The 18,947-nt window shown below is 61.9% G+C and carries 13 protein-coding genes; 2 read left to right on the forward strand and 11 right to left on the reverse strand.

Annotation, left to right across the window (positions count from 1 at the left end; all coding sequences use genetic code 11):
• Positions 1 to 90: 90 nt before the first annotated feature.
• The 9 genes from FAZ95_RS15095 to gloB form a co-directional block, all read right to left on the reverse strand.
• Positions 91 to 2,556, reverse strand: coding sequence for an efflux RND transporter permease subunit (locus FAZ95_RS15095; RefSeq protein WP_137334566.1), 2,466 nt, complete (start codon positions 2,554 to 2,556; stop codon positions 91 to 93).
• Between the two features lie 29 nt (positions 2,557 to 2,585).
• Complete coding sequence (locus FAZ95_RS15100) at positions 2,586 to 3,650, reverse strand: WD40/YVTN/BNR-like repeat-containing protein (protein ID WP_254699924.1); 1,065 nt, start codon at positions 3,648 to 3,650, stop codon at positions 2,586 to 2,588.
• A gap of 247 nt (positions 3,651 to 3,897) precedes the next feature.
• Positions 3,898 to 5,268 carry a DUF1329 domain-containing protein gene (locus FAZ95_RS15105; RefSeq protein ID WP_137333198.1) on the reverse strand — a complete coding sequence of 457 codons (1,371 nt, stop codon included), beginning with the start codon at positions 5,266 to 5,268 and terminating at the stop codon, positions 3,898 to 3,900.
• A gap of 298 nt (positions 5,269 to 5,566) precedes the next feature.
• Positions 5,567 to 6,712: an acyl-CoA dehydrogenase family protein gene (locus tag FAZ95_RS15110; protein WP_137333199.1), complete on the reverse strand. Its 1,146-nt coding sequence runs from the start codon at positions 6,710 to 6,712 to the stop codon at positions 5,567 to 5,569.
• A 33-nt stretch (positions 6,713 to 6,745) separates the two neighbouring features.
• Positions 6,746 to 7,177 carry a hotdog family protein gene (locus FAZ95_RS15115; protein WP_137333200.1) on the reverse strand — a complete coding sequence of 144 codons (432 nt, stop codon included), beginning with the start codon at positions 7,175 to 7,177 and terminating at the stop codon, positions 6,746 to 6,748.
• Complete coding sequence (locus FAZ95_RS15120) at positions 7,174 to 7,707, reverse strand: FAS1-like dehydratase domain-containing protein (RefSeq protein ID WP_175425618.1); 534 nt, start codon at positions 7,705 to 7,707, stop codon at positions 7,174 to 7,176. Before FAZ95_RS15120 ends, FAZ95_RS15115 begins: the two co-directional genes overlap by 4 nt.
• A gap of 212 nt (positions 7,708 to 7,919) precedes the next feature.
• Positions 7,920 to 9,128 carry an acetyl-CoA C-acyltransferase family protein gene (locus FAZ95_RS15125; protein WP_137333202.1) on the reverse strand — a complete coding sequence of 403 codons (1,209 nt, stop codon included), beginning with the start codon at positions 9,126 to 9,128 and terminating at the stop codon, positions 7,920 to 7,922.
• Between the two features lie 52 nt (positions 9,129 to 9,180).
• Positions 9,181 to 10,854 carry an electron transfer flavoprotein-ubiquinone oxidoreductase gene (locus FAZ95_RS15130; protein ID WP_175425619.1) on the reverse strand — a complete coding sequence of 558 codons (1,674 nt, stop codon included), beginning with the start codon at positions 10,852 to 10,854 and terminating at the stop codon, positions 9,181 to 9,183.
• A 139-nt stretch (positions 10,855 to 10,993) separates the two neighbouring features.
• On the reverse strand, positions 10,994 to 11,758 hold the full coding sequence (gene gloB, locus FAZ95_RS15135; protein ID WP_137334567.1) for a hydroxyacylglutathione hydrolase: 765 nt from the start codon (positions 11,756 to 11,758) through the stop codon (positions 10,994 to 10,996).
• A 371-nt stretch (positions 11,759 to 12,129) separates the two neighbouring features.
• Between gloB and FAZ95_RS15140 the strand changes: the two genes are divergently transcribed.
• The gene (locus tag FAZ95_RS15140; protein ID WP_137333204.1) at positions 12,130 to 15,639 is read left to right on the forward strand and encodes an indolepyruvate ferredoxin oxidoreductase family protein; all 3,510 of its coding nucleotides are present in this window, start codon (positions 12,130 to 12,132) and stop codon (positions 15,637 to 15,639) included.
• A 68-nt stretch (positions 15,640 to 15,707) separates the two neighbouring features.
• Positions 15,708 to 16,478, forward strand: coding sequence for an enoyl-CoA hydratase/isomerase family protein (locus FAZ95_RS15145; protein WP_137333205.1), 771 nt, complete (start codon positions 15,708 to 15,710; stop codon positions 16,476 to 16,478).
• Positions 16,479 to 16,535: 57 nt separating this feature from the next.
• On the opposite strand, the gene FAZ95_RS15150 is transcribed toward FAZ95_RS15145, so the two are convergent.
• Both FAZ95_RS15150 and FAZ95_RS15155 read right to left on the reverse strand, forming a co-directional pair.
• The gene (locus FAZ95_RS15150; RefSeq protein WP_254699717.1) at positions 16,536 to 17,729 is read right to left on the reverse strand and encodes an acyl-CoA dehydrogenase family protein; all 1,194 of its coding nucleotides are present in this window, start codon (positions 17,727 to 17,729) and stop codon (positions 16,536 to 16,538) included.
• On the reverse strand, positions 17,726 to 18,913 hold the full coding sequence (locus FAZ95_RS15155) for an acyl-CoA dehydrogenase family protein (RefSeq protein WP_137333206.1): 1,188 nt from the start codon (positions 18,911 to 18,913) through the stop codon (positions 17,726 to 17,728). Before FAZ95_RS15155 ends, FAZ95_RS15150 begins: the two co-directional genes overlap by 4 nt.
• Between the last annotated feature and the right edge of the window lie 34 nt (positions 18,914 to 18,947).

Consider the following 18,947-nt stretch of genomic DNA (forward strand, 5'->3'; position numbering starts at 1 on the left):
TGTGCTTGCACGACGAATTTCCGGCGGCGAGGCGCTCGGAACCGGGCGACCGCACGCCACCAGTCGATGCGGCCGCCCGCCCGCCCGCAATCAGCTCATGTTGTTAGTGCTTTTCAGTCCATCCAATTGAATTGCCGCGGCCGGTTGAGTACGACGAACATCGCTGAGCAGGAAGTACGAAAGTGCCGGAATCAGTACGAGCGCACCGACCATGTTCCAGAGGAACATGAAGGTCAGCATGATCCCCATGTCAGCCTGGAACTTGATGGGAGACCAGGCCCAGGTCACAACGCCCGCAGCCAGCGTCACGCCCACCAGGCCCACTACCTTTCCGGTGAACCCGACCGCCTGCTTGTAGGCTTCCGACAGACTCAGTCCCCGCCGCTGACAGGCTAGCTGCACACTGAGCAGGTACAGGGCGTAATCGACACCGATCCCTACGCCAAGCGCCACGACGGGCAGTGTTGCCACTTTCACGCCGACGCCGAGGGCCGCCATGACCGCTTCCGCGAGAAGGGAGGTCAAGGCCAGAGGCAGGACCGCAACCACTACCGCGCGCCAGTTCCGGAAGGTCAGCGCGCACAACAGGATCACCGCACCGTACACATAGAACAGCATCGTCTGGTTGGCCTGCTTGACGACAATGTTCGTTGCTGCGTCCACACCCGCATTGCCGGCCGCGAGCAGGAACTTGCGCTCGCTCGTATCGTGCTTCGCCGCGAACGCACTTGCCGCCTGCGTCACCCGATCCAGCGTCGCGGCTTTGTGGTCCGACAAGTACGCGATGACAGGCAGTAGCGAACAGTCCCCGTTGAGATATTCCGAACTCCAGGAGACGGCATTGTTGATCTGCGGATCGATCAGGCCTTGACTCTCGCTGACCGTCATCCATTTCGGATTGCCTTCGAATGAACCCATCGTGTAGGAGCGGACCGTGTCAGCGAGCGAAGCCGTCCTTTGCACGCCCGGCACCTGGGCGAGCGTCCATGCCAGCCGATCGGTCTCGATGAGATTCTCGAACGAGCTGCACTTGTTGGCCGGTGTCTTGACCATGACCGCGAATTCGTCGCTCGAAATCCCATAGTGGCCGGTGATGAACGCGTTATCGAGGTTGTATCGCGAGTTCGGGCGTAGCTCAGGTGCGCCAGCATCCAGGTCGCCCACTTTCAGTCCGAGGCCGCCGACATAACCCACGACGGCAAGGATGCCCGCGAGCACTACGGTTCCGATCGCCCATCGCCTTTCCGTAAAGCGATCGAGGAAGTGCCAGATCTGCCCCATCCCCTTGCCGCCCGCTTCGTCCTGATCCTGTATCAACGAGCGCTTCGCCGCCGACTTGCTGACACCTACATAGGAAAGCAGCACAGGCAACAGAATGAGGTTGGTAAAGATCAGGACACCGACTCCGAGGCTGGCGGTAATCGCCAAATCGCGAATGACCGGAATGTCGATAACGGTCAATACCGCGAAGCCCACTGCATCGGCGAGCAACGCCGTCATGCCGGCCAGAAACAATCGGCGATAGGTATAGCGTGCCGCCACCCATTTGTGCGTTCCACGCCCGACATCGAGCATGATGCCGTTCATCTTCTGCGCGCCGTGGGATACGCCAATGGCGAATACGAGGAACGGGACAAGAATCGAAAACGGGTCGATACCCTGGCCCAGCATTGCGACAATGCCAAGCTGCCACACCACGGCAATCAGCGAACACGCAACCACCAGAACGGTACTGCGAATGCAACGTGTGAACAGGTAAATGATGATGCTTGCCACAGCCGCGGCCGCAAGGAAGAAGTACATGACCTTCACGAGGCCATCGATCAGGTCGCCGACCAGTTTGGCGAAACCGACGATATGGATTCGAACCTGAGGCTTGCCGTCAAGCCCGACCTTGCTGTACTTGGCGCGAATCTTGTCCAAAGCGGAAGACAACGCCTCGTAATCAATGGGCTTGCCCTCTGCATTCGTCGCGAGAAGCGGGACTACGATCATGCTCGATCGATAGTCGTTCCCCACGAGGCTGCCCACTACGCCGGCTCGCGCGATATTGATGCGAAGCTGGTCGATCGATTGCGACGAGCCGTTGAACGTATCGGGTAACACGGGGCCACCGACGAACCCGTCCTCCGTGACCTCGGTCCAGCGCACGACGGGGGTGAAGATCGACTTCATCCATGCTCGGTTGACCCCGGGCAGCAAGAAAACCTCGTCATTGACCTTGGCCAGAGTCTTAAGGTAATCCGGATCAAAGATATCGCCTCTCGGGTTATCCACGGCGATGCGGACCGTATCGCCGAGTCCCCGCAACTCGCCCCGGTTCTCCAGGAAATTCCTGATGTACGGGTGGGTGTGGGGCAGCATCTTCTCGTAGCTTGCGCTGATGACCAATCCCCGCAACTGGAACGCAAAAAATGCGGTGAGCAATGCGCAGGCGATGACCACCCAGACTCGGTTATTGAATATCAGCCTTTCCAGGACATTTCCGGATTTCTCGTCAAATTGATACGGATCGCGAACAACTTCCATCGGCTCCGACCTTTTAATTTCGACCATGGTATTCAAACCCTCCTCGTCGGATTCGATCAGTGCTGCGCCGCGACTTCATGACCGGAAGTCTGAGGCAAAGGCTCCACCCGCACTCCCTCGGAGCCCACCAAGGCGACCCGGCTGCCGGAAGCCGCGCCAATGCCAAAGTAGGACATCGGTCGCACCAGCTTGACGGACTGAAAGGACTTCCCGCCGTCGTGACTTAGCAGGGCAATGCCCGCTTGATTGACCAGCAGCACGCCGTCATCGGCAAGCGCAATGCCGCCCGTGACCCCGGCCAGGCTTGGCACATCGATCCTGACCCAGGTCTTGCCGTCATCGGAACTGCGAAAAAGGCTTCCCCTCATGCCAAAGACGTAGAGGTTGTTCCCTGCTTCCACTGAGCCGAACAGCGTGCCCTTGTACGGCGTCGGCTTCGGCTCAAAAACCTGCTGTGCCCGATTCAGTTCCCACACCATGCCTTGCTCGCCCGTCAGCAAGATGCGCCCACCGCCGCCATGTACCGAATAGAAGTGCAGCTCGTGCGGATTGTTCGTCCGATCCATCCAGGGAGTCCATGTCTTCCCGCCATCCTCGGTATGGAATATCCGGTTGAAAGCGCCAACGACAAACCCGCTCGTGTCGTTCTCGAAGTAGACGTCAAGCAACGCCCGGGTACTGTCAGCGCTCGACAGCGCCTTCGCCTGCTCATAGATAGGCGTCAAGTTGGCGGAAGGCTTCTCCGCGGTCGCCTTTTGGTAGTAATTGAGCGCGAGCGCCGAAAACTGCTTGCCGTCCATCTGCTTGACCCACGTCGCACCGCCGTCACTCGAATGAATGACGACGCCTCCATGACCCACCGCCCAGCCATCTTTCGCGGTCGGAAACGAAACCGCGACAAGATCCGTACTCACGGGAACGCTTGCCTGCGCCCAGGTCTTCCCCTCATCGTCGGAAAACACGACGTCTCCGCGAAGCCCTACCGCCACGATGCGCTGACCCGCACGCGTAACGGCAATGAGCGGCACACGCGCAGACAGTGCGCTGGGCACGGCCGGCACGTCCGCCGGCCCTTGAAATGCCTGCACCACCGGCGGCGTGAGCAGAGCGAGAAGCAACACGGCCAAGCGCAGACGCCGCGGGCGGCGGCCGGATCCAGACCGAATGACGTTGCGCTGACTCTTGGAACCTAACACTGACCACCTCTTTCGCCGTAAATTTGCAGCCGGGCACCCACCGTTGGCCGCGCCCGTAGAGATCGCGGTCCTCAACACCATGGCTGGGCCTGCCGGGAATCGTCACGCACGCAGATTGCGCAGAGAATGTCCCGGCGGGACGCCGGGACCAAGACACCCTCGACTCATGTGCTCAACGTATGCCTTCGCCTGCCAGCGCGTCGGGGCTGAAAAACACATTCGACTTCGGTTCCACCGGCCAGTAGCCGGCGCCCGGCACGCCGACGGTTCCTTGCGCTACGTACGCTCCGTTTGCGAGGTCGAGGATGACGATGGTGCCGTCGTCACCGCCGTCTTTTTCCCAATAAGGGAAGAAATTGTTGTACACGCCGCGATAAAGATTGCCGGAGGCATCGTAGCTTTCCGTGAATCCGGCGCCCCAGCTATCCTCATCGAAATAAAACGTGCGCTTGTGGTAGATGTGACGGAATTGCGGCTTCAGTGTGGCGTCGACCTCCCAGACCCGGTGCAACTCCCAACGCGTGCAATCAGGATTCGGGAAGTGTTTTGTGCTGACCAGCTTGTCTTCGGGACAGGTTTTGTAGTCCGTCGCACCGAATGTGTTGTAGGCGAGGTATTTTTCCGTCTTGCCGATCAATTTGAAGTCAAATCGGTCTTGAGGCCCCATAAAAAGCTTGGCGTCGTCGATTGTGCCCACACCTCCGGAACTCGGTGAGGGGGTATCGTAGGCCAAGTCGGGCGACAGCTTGACGCGACGCTGGCCAGGCAAGTATTGATACGCTTCGCGGCGATCAGGGTCGATCGCATTACTCAACACCACCTTCTCGCCCGCCATGCGTGCCGGCGCGTACTCGTCGAGTCGCACGCGCCAGTAGATGTCTCTGTCCTCGAGCGGCGTCTTCCTATTGGGATCGTAAATGGGGAAAGCCTCATAGCCGTGATGCCCAGTGGCCAGAAATGGCGCCCCGGACGCGGGGACGTTCCACGTGCGCGCACTTTCGTAGTTCGACGGCGTGCCGTAGAACAACAGGTGGTTCCACATGACCTCGTTGCCGGTCTTCGGAATCGGAAACGGGACACCCGCGTAGCAACCTTCCAAGCGCAGCCCGTTATCAGCCGTCTTGCAGGCAGTGGCGTTCTTCAAGGTGTTGTCGAGCACGTACTTCGGAAAGACAAACGACCGGTGCGTTGGATACACATCCATCCGGTAGTCCGGATACCGTTTGAATAATTCCTGCTGGAACTCGGTCAGCTTGTCCGCATACTTTTGCCAATTTTGCGCAGTGATCGAGAACAAGGGTTTTTCGTGAAACGGATCCGGACGGCGTCCTGGCTCCTTGGGGTCCCAATCGCTGGGGGGCGCAATGCCCTTGCCGTCATATGCAGGAATGGTCCCATCCTTGTCGCCGGCTCTTTCCGCGCCAAACACCGTCAGAACCGAACCGCCCAGCTGCTTCGCCTCTTCCTGGCTCACGGCGGCGAAAGCCGAGCTGGCGAATACCAAAGCCAAAACCGCTGGCACAAAGCGCGTCTTGCTGATCATAGGTACTTCCCTCCTCAAACTTAGAATGTCGTGGCGGACGTCGGAGACACCCACTTCCGGCGCCCAACTTTGCCCAGGCTCTCACCGCCACCTAGTCTCCGTTATCGTTTTCCGCATCTGCGGCGTGTGTTTGTGTTTGTGTTTGTGACGTTACCAAGAGACGGCCCGGGGGACGCCTCTTGCTCTGCACCCGAACTTGCTCATACGCGCAGCCCGCCGGGGAGCAGAACCGGCGAAGCCGGCGAGAAGCGTCATGTCCGTATCCACCGCAGACGGGACATGCCGCCGCTTGCCGGCGTCAGTACGACTTGGGCAGCCCGAGCGCCTTCTCGGCGATGTAGCTCAGCACGATCTGGTTGTTCACGGGCGCCACCGTGTTGTTCTGCGCGGCGATGTAGAAGGGCAGGATGTCCTGGCTTGCATCGACACCCGCGCCGCCGAACGTGGTCATCGCGATTTCGGCCGCCATCTTGAACGCCTCCGACGACAGAATCTTCACCATGTTGGCTTCGAGCCCGACCGGGTCGCCCCGGTCATGTTTTTCGCAGGCAACGTAGAGCATCGTGCGGGCCGACTCGACGTAGGTCTTGGCTCGCGCCATCGGGTGCTGGATCGACTGGTAGGCGCCGATCGGCGTGTCGAACGGTGCGCGAATCTTGGCGTAGTCCGCCGCCCGCTTCAGCACGTAATCGGCTTGCCCGACGTTCATGGCCGCCACCAGCAGACGCTCCGAATTGAGCGAGTCGAAGAGAATATTGAGCCCGCGCCCTTCCTCGCCGACCAGCGCGTCGGCCGGCAGCACGACGTTGTCGAAGTAGGTCTGGTAGTTCTTTTCCGGCAGGTACATGCCGATGTTCATCGGCGTAGCCGAGATGCCCGGCAGCTTGGTGTCGACGATGAACAGCGAGATGCCATGCTTTCTGTTCGCGGCGTCGAGCGGCGAGGTTCGCGCGACGAGCAGGCAGTGCGCCGACTCGACGAAGGCGGTCTGGAAGGTCTTCTGTCCGTTGAGCAGATAGGTTCCGTCGGGCTGTCGGATCGCCGTGGTCTTGATCTTGAACGTGTTGGTGCCCGAATCGGGCTCGGTGATGCCGAAGCTGAAGAACTCCTCGCCGGTGGCCGTGGGCGGCAGATAGCGCCGCTTCTGTGCCTCGCTGGCGTGGCGCAGCAGAGGCTCACGCGACATGAAGTTGGGCACTGCGACAGGCAGCAGCAGCGCCTCCCGGTGCAGCAGGTCGAGGGCGAGCACGATGTCGTGCAGCGAGCCTCCCGCGCCGCCGTACTCCTCGGGCAAACCCATCGCGAGCAGGCCGGTGTCGACCCACAGGTCCCATAACTTCTGCGGGAATGCATTCTTGAGCCCGCATTCGGCGACATACGCGCGGTCGACGCGCTTGGTGATGGCGGCGCAAATTTCGCGAACCGCATCGGTCGTATCTGACATATCGAACTCCTACGCAAAATCATGCGCTCGGCATCAGCCGGCGCGGGAGGGCAACAACAGGGTGGTCTCCACGTCGCAAACCGTCGCGTTCTGCGTGCGAAGCACAATCGCAAGTTCGATCCGGCGGCGACTTCCTTGGTGGGCCGCGCTGACCACGCGGCCCGAGCCGGTCAGCACGTCGCCGGGGTACACCGAGGCTTTCATGACCATTTTGCGGCGCGCGATGAAGGCGGCAGGCCCGGCCCAGTCGGTTGCGACCCGATCGGCGAAGCCTTGCAGCACGACCGTGTTGAGGTAGATCGACTTCTGGCCTTGCCGTTGGGCGTAGTACGGATCGCAGTGTCCGGGGAAAAGGTCCCAGGTCGCGAGCGGCGTCATCGCCACCTTCTGGTAGGTGACGGTCAACGTGATCTGCGGAAGTTCGAGGCCCTCGGTGATGTCGGTATCGGTTGGCACGGCCATCATGCGCTCCTCGGCTCAAAGCGGAACTGGACATTGGTGCAGGTCGCGACCGTCTCGCCTGCCTCGCTCTGATAGGTCGCCACTGTCGTGACGAAGTGGCCGATGCCGAGCCGCGTTTCTTTCTGCTCGGAGAGCTCGGTCGCGACGTCCCAGAAGTTCAGCGTTTCGCCGATGTATACCGGGCGGTGATAGACCGTTTCGGTGGATACGTTGATGATGCTGCTTCCGGGCAAGGGGAGCTTCATCAGCATGAAGTCGGGGCCGACCTCGCGGTCGGGCAGCCACGGCAGCGGCAGTGTCCAGCTCTGCAGCATCGCCGGAGGCGCCACGGGCCGGCCCCACAGCCGCGCCGAGGCCGCGGCATTCCAATAAGACAGGTTGCCGTCCTCGATCACCGTGCAAAACTGCGCGATACGCACTTCACTGACAGGATGCGTACCGAAATTGACTGGCGAGCGCTGGCCCAGCATCGCCTTGCCTTGCTCGTAGGTGCCGGTCGCCGGGCCAGTGCGCTTGCGCGTGGAATCGTCCATGTTGTCGTCCATCTCCTTGGTCTTACGTGCCAAGTTTGGGGCGTGACAGATGCGCCTCCTTATCCACTCCGGCACCCTGAGTTGTCTGGCGACCGGCGCCGCCACGACACCGGTATTGCTTCAACGCAACAGGAGCGGCAGACCCGACGCGGCATGGCAGGCTGACGGCGAGCATCCTTGCCCGCGCAGGTGCTTGCCTTGCGATTGACCCGCTATTGCGCGTGTCGCAGGTTTTCGAAGACTGCCGCGATCCCCTGCCCTCCGCCGATGCACATGGTCACCAACGCATAGCGTCCGCCGATGCGCTTCAGTTCATGCAGAGCCTTGACGGTAATGATGGCGCCCGTCGCGCCGATCGGATGACCGAGCGAAATGCCCGAACCGTTGGGGTTCACCCTTGCCGGATCGAGCTGCAGTCCCTGCATGACGGCGCATGCTTGTGCAGCGAAGGCTTCGTTTGCCTCGATCACGTCGAGATCCTCGATGCGCAGGTTCGCGCGTTGCAGCGCCAGCCGTGTCGCGGGCACAGGTCCTATTCCCATGTATCGCGGATCGACGCCGGCGTGCGCGTACGAGACCAGCCGCGCAAGGGGCGCAATGCCGCGCGTTTCGGCTGTCTCGCGGGCCATCAGGACCACGGCAGCCGCCCCGTCGTTGATGCCTGACGCATTGCCGGCCGTGACCGTTCCATTGTCCTTGCTGAACGCGGGGCGAAGTGAGGACAGCTCGCCGGGATCAAGATCGTGTCGAACGTGCTCATCGGTATCGACGACGATCTCGCGTCCCTTGGCCCTGTAGGTCACCGGAACGATCTGCTCCTTGAAACGGCCCTCGACGATCGCACGCTGCGCACGCCGATGCGATTCAACGGCCAGCGCATCCTGTTGCTCCCGCGTAATGTCGAACCTCTGGGCGACGTTCTCCGCAGTCAACCCCATGTGGATGTCATGGATCGGGTCGGTCAGTGCGCCGAGCATTGCATCGATGAGCCGCGTATCGCCCATTCGAGCTCCGAAACGCGCGGCAGTCGAGATATAGGGTGCGCGGCTCATGTTTTCGGCGCCTCCGCCGATCGCAACGTCGGCATCGCCCAGCATGATCGTTTGTGCCGCGGAGAGAATCGCCTGCAAGCCGGAACCGCAAAGGCGGTTGACGGTAAGAGCCGGTGTCTCCTGAGAGACGCCCCCGCCGAGTGCGGCGACCCGCGCGAGATAGAAATCCTTCGGCTCAGTCGCAATCACGTTGCCGAAAACGACATGCCCCACGTGATCGCCATCGATTCCAGCACGTGCTAGCGCGTGACGGATAACCAATGCACCAAGTTCCGTCGGTGGAAAATCCTTGAGGCCGCCGGCGAACTTCCCTATCGCCGTTCGAACGCCGCCCACGATCACCACGTCCCTTTGCCGTTGACCTTGCATTTCATGCTCCTGGAATTAGATGCATTCGCGAAGTGCTCTCGCGAGCCATGCGTCACATATTCGAATAGTTCGGCCCGCCGCCGCCCTCGGGTGTGACCCAGACGATGTTCTGCGTCGGATCCTTGATGTCGCAGGTCTTGCAGTGCACGCAGTTCTGCGCGTTGATGACGAGCCGGTCGCCGCCTTCGTCGCCCGTCACGAACTCGTACACGCCCGCCGGGCAGTAGCGGCTTTCCGGCCCCGCGTAGGTCCGCAGGTTCACATTCACCGGCACGCCCGCGTCCTTCAGCGTCAGGTGCGCCGGCTGGTTCTCCTCGTGGTTCGTGTTCGAGATGAACACCGACGAGAGCCGGTCGAACGTCAGCTTGCCGTCCGGCTTCGGATACTCGATCGGCTTGCACTGCGACGCCGGCTTGAGCATCTCGTGATCGCGGTGCTGGTGATGCAGCGTCCACGGCACGTTGCCGCCGAACACCTTCTGCTCGATGCCCACCATCAGCGTGCCGAGGTACAGGCCCTTGCTCATCCACTGCTTGAAGTTGCGTGCGCGGTTCAGTTCGCCGTGCAGCCACGAGGCCTTGAACGACTCCGGGTAGGCGGCGAGCTCGTCGCCCTGGCGGCCGGCCTGTATCGCGTCGAACGCGGCTTCCGCGGCCAGCATGCCGGTCTTGATCGCGGCGTGGCTGCCCTTGATACGCGAGGCGTTCAGGAAACCCGCGTCGTCGCCGACGAGCGCGCCGCCAGGGAACACGAGCTTCGGCAGCGACAGGAGGCCGCCGGCCGTGATCGCGCGCGCGCCGTACGAGACGCGCTTGCCGCCGTCGAGATAGGAGCGGATCGCCGGGTGCGTCTTGTAGCGCTGGAACTCCTCGAATGGCGAGAGGTACGGGTTCGTATAGCCGAGGCCCACGACGAAGCCGATCATCACCTGGTTGTTGTCGATGTGATAGAGGAACGAGCCGCCGTAGGTCTGCGTGTCGAGCGGCCAGCCGGCCGTGTGGATCACGAGGCCGGGCTTGTGCTTGGCCGGGTCGATTTCCCAGAGTTCCTTGATGCCGATGCCATAGACCTGCGGATCGGCGTCCTTGTTGAGCTGGAATTTCTCGCTCAGCTGGCGGCCCAGGTGCCCGCGTGCGCCTTGGCAGAACAGCGTGTATTTCGCGTGCAGCTCCATGCCGAGCTGGAAGTTCTCGGTCGGCTCGCCGTCGCGGCCAATGCCCATGTTGCCCGTGGCGACGCCCTTGACCGAGCCGTCCTCGCGGTAGAGCACCTCAGCCGCCGGAAAGCCCGGGAAGATCTCCACGCCGAGCGCCTCGGCCATTGTCCCAAGCCAGCGCGTCACGTTCGACAGGCTGATCGCGTAGTTGCCGTGGTTCTTGAAGTTCTCCGGCAGCGCCCAGTTCGGCGTCTTGAAGGCGCTCTTCTCGGAGAGGAACAGGAACCGGTCTTCGGTGACCTCCACATTGAGCGGCGCGCCTTTTTCCTTCCAGTCCGGGATCAGCTCGTTCAAGGCGCGCGGGTCCATCACGGCGCCCGAGAGGATGTGCGCGCCGATCTCCGACCCCTTCTCGAGCACGCACACGCCGATTTCCGCGCCTTTTTCCGCCGCGAGCTGCTTCAGGCGGATCGCCGCGGACAGGCCCGCGGGGCCGCCGCCGACGATCACGACGTCGTATTCCATCGACTCGCGTGGGCCGTATCCGTCAGAAATTCTGTCTTCCTGCATGTTCGAGCTTTACCTGACCTTTTTGATTGCGATCATCACGGCAGCAGGTGCCATGTCGACTCCGAAGGCAAGCTTCGAATTTGATATTGCCGGGCACACCTCAACCGAAGACTTTCACGGTTCGGCCAATTCCGGCGAATCAGAACACGTTCTTCCAGTCCCGCAGAGCCGAAAACACTTCAGCGTCGCCGAGCAACTCGCCGCCGCTGTATCCCACTGCCGCGGCAATGACTTCCGGCGACTTCACACGCAAGAAAGGATTCGTTTCCAGTTCGACCGCGATGGTGCTAGGTACGGTCGGCAGGCCTGCCGCACGCAGTTGATCCACGGCTTGTGCACGCTGCTGGAGCGCCGCGTTGGCGGGTTCGACGGCCAGCGCGAAACGCAAATTCGCGGCGGTATATTCATGCGCGCAGTAAACCTGGGTATCCCCCGGCAGCGTCGCGAGCCGCGTGAGCGAATTCCACATCTGGGACGCGGTACCCTCGAAAATGCGGCCGCACCCACCGGCAAAAAGCGTGTCGCCGCAAAAGAGCGCGCCCTGCCCGCTATACGCGATGTGTCCGAGCGTGTGTCCGCCGACGTCCAATACGACGAAGTCGACGTCGACATCGGGCAAGCGCACGCGGTCCCCGTGAGTGACTGGATGGTCGACCACGTTGATCGATTCGGCGGCGGGTCCATACACGGGCACAGGCCACGACGCCAGTAGCTCATCGACGCCTCCGACATGATCAGCGTGATGATGGGTCGTCAAGATGGCGGTCAGCGTCAGACCGAGACGCGTAATCGCCTCTTTCACAGGGCCAGCGTCCCCCGGGTCGACAACGGCGGCGGACATGCCTTTGCGAATCACCCAGATGTAGTTGTCGTGGAAGGCCGGTATGGCAAAGATTTCTCTCATGGCAAAGATCGGCGATTCGCGCCTGAAGAAGAGCAAGGACAATTGCGACGGGTCCAGTTTTTCATAGCATCGGGCTCCCCGGTTATCTGCAATGGAAGACACGATGGTCCAGATCGGCGGTCGATAACGGCGTGTGTACATGCGTGGCGCCTGTTCTTTCATGGACACCGTATTCAACAAAAACACAGTTCCGGGAAGGACAAGTTTGTCCGGCATCGTCTGATAGCTTGGCCAACACTGTGCCTAGGTGGCAGTCATTCCGCGAACTCTGAAGACCGCACGGCAGATGCGCTCGCGCATGGCGGTGCCTCAATGGCGGATTGACTCGTCGCTCCTAGGGAACCAACGTACGCGGAGATCCGGACGGAACCATGACAAAGAGCGTAACGACACTGGAAGACAAGTATCTGCTGGAGACCGGCCGCGTCTTCATCTCGTCGAACCAGGCATTGGTGAGATTGCCTCTGGACCAGGCACGCCGGGATCGCCGTGCAGGCCTCAATACCACGGGATACATATCGGGCTATCGTGGATCGCCGTTGGGCGTGTACGACGCGGCCCTTTGGGGCGCGCAAAAACTGCTCGATCAGCACGCGATCCGTTTCCAGCCCGGCCTGAACGAAGAGCTCGCCGCTACTGCGGTGCGCGGCACTCAGGAACTCGATTGGTTCGGCAAATCAGCTTATCAGGGCGTATTCGGACTCTGGTACGGCAAAGGGCTCGGCGTCGATCGCGCGTGTGAATCGCTCAAGCTCGGCAATCTCGAAGGGTCGTCCGCCTATGGCGGGGTTCTCGCGGTGGCAGGAGACGATCATGGCGGGAAATCTTCCGCCAGTGCGCATCAATCGGAACACACGCTGATAGCCGGCTTCCTGCCGGTGCTCTATCCGTCGACGATCCGCGAAATCCTCGAGTTCGGCACGTTCGGTTGGGCACTATCGCGATTCAGCGGGCTCTATGTCGGACTGAAATGCGTCACCGACACGCTCGACCTTGCCGCATCGGTCGAATTGCCCGATGCCTATCGCACCTTCGCACCGCCCAGCGATATCGAGCTGCCGCCCGAGGGGCTCAATCTCAGGCCGAAACTGCCTCCGCTCGTCCAGGAGGACTGGGTCGTCAACAAGCGCCTTCCGGCAGCCGCCGCCTTCGTGCGCGCCAACGGAATCGACCGGACGGTCATGGATTCGCCCCGCCGGAACCTTTCCATCGTCGGCGCAGGAAAGGCCTATCTGGATCTGCGCCAGGCATTGTCCGACCTCGGTCTCGACGAGGAGCGCTGCCGTACGCTGGGAATCCGCGTCTACAAGCCAGGGATGATCTGGCCGCTCGAACGAGAGAACGCCGTAGCGTTCGCGCAAGACAGCCGGGTCGTCCTGGTGGTCGAGGAAAAACGGCCCCTCATTGAGGAACAAATGGCCCGTTACCTCTACGGGGTGAGCGCCGAGCGCAGACCGGCCCTGGTGGGCAAGCAGGACCAGCGAGGGGCCCCGCTGCTCCCGCTCAACGGCGAACTTACGGCAGCCGCAATCCGTCGCGCGATCAGGGTCACACTCGAACAATTCGGTCTGGCCGACCCTGACATCGTGTCGCGAGCCGATCAATTGGCCCTTCTCGAGCAGCGCGCAACGACGGTGGGCGGGAGCACCTATCGACCGCCCTTTTATTGCTCCGGTTGCCCCCATAACACCAGTACGAAAGTGCCCGACGGCAGCATGGCGATCAGCGCCGTCGGATGTCACGGCCTCGCGGCTTACGTGATGCCTGAACGGCGGACCATGCAACCGATGCCGATGGGCGGCGACGGCATGCCGTGGGTGTCGGTCGGCCCGCTCGTCGATGTCCCGCATATTTTCCAGAACGTGGGGGACGGAACCTACTCGCATTCGGGCATTCTCGCGATTCGGGCCGCAGTCGCCGCCAAGGCGAACATGACGTTCAAGATCCTCTATAACGACGCGGTGGCGATGACAGGCGGGCAACCCATCGAAGCCGATATCGGACCGGTCGACATCGTCAAGCAACTAGTCGCCGAAGGCGTGTGGCCGGTGCTGCTGGTCACGGACGATCCGCAAAAATTCGCGGGCATGAAGCTTCCCGACGGGGTCGACGTGCATCATCGGGATCGCCTGGATGCACTTCAGTGCGACTTGCGCGAAGGCAAGGGCGTATCGGCGATCGTGTATGAACAGACCTGTGCCACAGAAAAGCGGCGGCGCCGCAAGCGCGGAAACTATCCCGACCCCGACAAGCGCGTGTTTATCAACCCCGATGTCTGCGAAGGCTGCGGCGACTGTTCCGTTCAATCGAATTGCGTCAGCATTCAGCCGCGCGACACCGAGTTCGGCCGCAAGAGAACGATCGATCAATCCACCTGCAACAAGGATTTCAGTTGCGTCAAGGGCTTCTGCCCGTCATTCGTCACTGTCACCGGCGCGAAGGTTGCGCGGCGCGCCGGCGTCGACGACGGCAAGTTCGCCGCGCAGATTGCCGCCCTGCCCGAACCGAAACAGGTCGCCGTCGACCAGCGCGAATACAACCTGCTCGTCGCCGGCATCGGCGGCACCGGCGTGCTCACGGTTGGCGCGCTGATCGGCATGGCGGCGCATCTCGAGGGTAAAGGCTGCTCGATTCTCGATATGACGGGCATGGCGCAAAAAGGCGGTGCCGTGACCAGCCACATCCGGATCGGCGCTCATCCCGACGGCATTCAGAATTCGCGCCTTGGCGTAGGCATGACCGACCTGCTTCTCGCTTGCGACATGATCGTTGCATCGAGCCCGGACGTGCTGAAGACCTCAAGACCCGGTGCATGCAATGCGGTGCTCAACACGGATGTCACGCCGACCGGCGAGTTCCAGCGCAACCGCGATCTCGAGATCGACGCTGGACAGCTCGAATCCACCATCCGTGCAGGACTTGGCGGCGGCGACATATCGGTCTTCCACGCGACCCGCCTGGCGACCGAACTAACCGGCGACAGCATCGCTACCAATATGCTGATGATCGGTTACGCGGCCCAGAAAGGATGGTTGCCTGTCTCGACGGCGTCGCTCGAACAAGCGATACGGCTCAATGGGACGTTTGTCGAAGGGAATCTGCGCACCTTCGCGCTGGGGCGTCTCGCCGCGCACGCGCCCGAGGTGCTCGCAGCCGAGCCGCGCGCTGGCGAAGACATCTCGCCGCTAAAGACCGTCGATGATGTCGTGGAAAGCCGCAAAAGGCTCCTTGCCGCGTATCAGAGCGCTGCTTATGCCGAACGCTACGAAACATTCGTGCGCGACATCCGGCGCCGCGTCGATGCCCGCAAGCTCGACGGCACCGAACGGTTTGTACGTGAAGTCGCGCTCACGCTGGCTCGCCTGATGGCCTACAAGGACGAATACGAAGTGGCTCGCCTGCACTCCGACCCGAAGTTCTGGAATCGTCTGCACACCCAGTTTTCAGGAGACTTCAAGGTCACGTTCCACCTTGCCCCGCCGATGCTCACGCGACGCAGATCGGCAACCGGCCACCCTGAAAAGCGCGCCTTCGGACAATGGATGTTGCCGGTTTTTCGTGTGCTCAGGTCGTTCAAGGGTCTGCGCGGGACACCGTTCGACCCGTTCGGCCATACGCAGGAGCGCAAGATGGAAAGGCAACTCATCGACGAATATCGCGAGCTGATCGACACGGCTGTCGACAAACTGGCTGAACATAACGTGCCTGCCGCCATCGAGCTTGCGCGCGCCCCAAGCGAAATTCGTGGATACGGCCACGTCAAGCTCGCGGCGTTCGAGGCTTGGCGCACGCGCAAGGCGCAGCTGTTAGCCGCCCTGGACGCGCGTGCGCCTGCCCCGCTCAAGTCGGGCAAGATCCACGTGATCGCAGCCGCACGCTGAACGCCTCGCCGAATAACCTGGCCGTGCCAGATGGCCGGCCAACATACTGACGGACCTTGGAAATCACCATGTCAAACACCGACTTCGCCACACTCGAACTGTCGGCCCACGAAGGCGTCGCTCACATCCGGTTCACCCGCCCTGACCTTGTCAACCGGTTCGACGATCTGGCCCATGAAGAATTCGCCACCGCGCTGGAAATCGTTACAGCCGACGAAAACGCTCGAGCGCTTGTGATCTCCGCCGAAGGCAGAGTGTTCTCTGCCGGCGGCGACTTCGACGAGATCATCGAAGCGAGGGCGTCCGCCGCCATGCGTCAGCGCATGGCGCGCAACGCGAAGCGCGTGTTCGGCTCGCTGGTGAACCTGCATGTCCCGGTCGTCGCCGCCGTCCAGGGAGCGGCTGCCGGAATGGGAGCGACCATCGTCACCCTGTGCGATATCGTCGTCGCGTATCGCCACGCGAAAATCGCGGATCCACACGTTGCCGTAGGCATCGTCGCCGGGGACGGCGGAATCATCGGCTGGTCGCAGGCTATCGGCGTGACACGTGCCAAGCGCTTTCTGCTCACGGGCGACGCCGTCACCGCGGAACAGGGCTTCGCGATGGGGCTCGTCACGGATCTCGCGGACTCGGCCGAAGACGCGCTCCCCATCGCACAAGGTATTGCAAAGAGAATTGCCGCCCTGCCATGCGCAGGCGTGCAGGGAACGAAACGAGCGTTCGCGCGGTTGACGCAACAGGCCGCGCTCGCTGCATTCGATCTCGGGCTGGCGTATGAGATGGAGAGCATGACCCGCCTCGAGGTAGCCGAGGCAATCGCCAAACTCAGGAAATAAGGCGCCGTCGAATACCGGGCGGACCTGGTCCGCCCGGCGCAGCAATGTCCGGTGTGGTCAGGCGTCGTTGCGTCGATGGCTGAGCAGCGAGCCTGTTCTGTCGCGCGCCGCAGCGAGCAGAACCGGGGCCACGCGATCCTTCCTCTGTTCGGCGGATCCCCCCAGCACTTCATTCATGCGAGCGCGTTTCAAGAACAGGTGGCAGGGGTGCTCCCAGGTAAAGCCAATGCCGCCGTGGAGCTGGACGGCCTCCTCGGTGACGTTCCGATAGACCGAGCCTGCGTAGAGGCGGCTGCACGCCGCCATCGTCCGCCACTCGCCCTTGCAATGCGAATAGGCCGCACAGCTCGCTTCCACCAGCGCGCGCGAACCCTCCATGGCGGTTTTCAGATCCGCGCAGCGGTGCTTCAACGCCTGGAACGACGCAATGGCCCGATTGAACTGCCGGCGCGTCGCCATGTACTCCAGTGTCTCGCAAAAAATTCTGTCAGCTCCGCCGACCGCATCGCATGCGAGTGCCAGATCTAGATGGGTACCCATGCGCGTCAACGCGTCAGCCGCCGCCGGCCCCCGCAGAACGATGCTGTCCGCTTGAATCGCAACCTCGGTGAACCTGATGTCGAAAGCCAACTGCGTGATGTCCCAACTCGGCCGCGCCGTAACCGTTACACCGGACTGCGGCAATTCCACGAGCGCGATCGCAACCTCTGGTTGCTCGATCGGCACGAGCAGGTGCGTCGCCGCGCCGGCACCGGGCACACAACCATAGCTTCCGTCGAGCACGAAGCCAGACTCGCTCGACCGTACGTCGAGCGTTCCGATGCCCGTAGCGGCAGCGACTACGATCGCTTCCCCCGCGATGCCCGCTGCGATCAGCGGGCCCGCTTGCTCGCTCGCGCCATCCGTGCTCAACATGTCCAAGCCGATGGCCGCGCTCGCGAAGGAGGAAGCCAGCAGCGACCGGCCGAACTCCTGATAGAGAATCGCAAGGGCAGTGAACGGTTGCCCGAGCCCGCCGTGCGCTTCGGGGACAGCGAGGCCCAGCCAGCCCAGTTCCGTCAGTGTCTTCCACAACGTGGCGTTCAGTTGCGGCACAGCGGACGGATCCCTGAGCATGCTCTGCCGATCCGCGAGATCGTCGAGTACGCGCCTGACCGAATCACGTAGTTCGTCCAGTTCAATAAGGTTTTCCAAGCCAATATCTCCCGTTATACAGGTCTCGCGACACGTCGCGCGGCATGCCCCGCTCACGCCGCCCTTTCGCGGGGCATGCCGAGCATGCGTTCGGAAACGATGTTGCGTTGAATCTCGTTGCTCCCGCCCGCGATGGTCCACATGAACGAGTTCATGTAGTCGAACCACCAGTTGCCCGTTTCATGGCCGGCGCCGAGGGTAAATGGTGTCCGCAAATGCGACGTCGACGCGCCTCGCACACCGAGCGCCGTGTATTCACGAAGCACTTGCGCATAGAGGAGTTTGACAATGGAGGCGCTAGAGCCGGTGTCTTCACCGGCCACCAGCCTTTTCATCATTTCCTTGACCAGCGCACTCAACGCCTCGATCTTGGTGAAAACGTCGACCATCTCCCGCCTCAGCTGATCGTCCACGATCGAACCACCTGTGTTGCCGCCCATCGCTTCGATCAGCCGCCAGCGCGACCACGAAAGCCGCTCCGACAGTTCGAAGATCGTCAGGCCGCGCTCGGAGTTCAATGTCGTCTGGGCGATTCGCCAGCCGGCGTTCTCCTCGCCGAGCCGGTTCGCCACCGGAACGCGAACCCCAGAGAGAAAAATCTCCGCGAATTCCTCATCGCCGGTGATCTGGCGAATTGGGCGGCATTCGACACCCGGTGACTTCATGTCCATCAACAGGAATGTGATGCCGGCCTGCTTGGGCACGCTCGCATCGGTTCGCACGAGCAAGAGGCAATAGTCCGCATGCTGTCCGAGTGTCGACCAGATCTTCTGCCCATCGATAACGTAGTGGTCGCCATCGCGGACCGCTCTCGTGGTCAACGACGCCAGGTCCGAGCCCGCATTAGGCTCGGAGAATCCCTGGCACCAGATTTCGCCATTGAGAATCGCCGGGAGATGCCGGGCTTTTTGTTCTTCCGTGCCCCATTCCATGAGCGTCATCGCTGCGTGATAGAGCGCCACGAAATAGAGCAGCAGACGCGGCGCATCCGCGCGCGCCATTTCCTCGACGATGACGATCTGCTCGTCCAGTGATCGTCCGCCGCCCGGCCACTGCGCCGACCAATGCGGCGTGGCCAGCCCGGCAGACACCACCTTGCCCATCCACTCGCGCTGAAACGCAGTGAATTCGTCGGCGCTGGCCCCGGTCATTCTGGCACGCCAGCGGTGCGGAACGTTCTGCGTCAGCCACGACCGGACGTTCAGCCGAAAATCTTCCAGGCCCTCTCGTTCAACTGTCATAAGTAGGATTCCAAATTTAATTTACACTACTTCA

This window comes from Trinickia violacea (genome assembly GCF_005280735.1).
Lineage (GTDB): Bacteria > Pseudomonadota > Gammaproteobacteria > Burkholderiales > Burkholderiaceae > Trinickia_A > Trinickia_A violacea.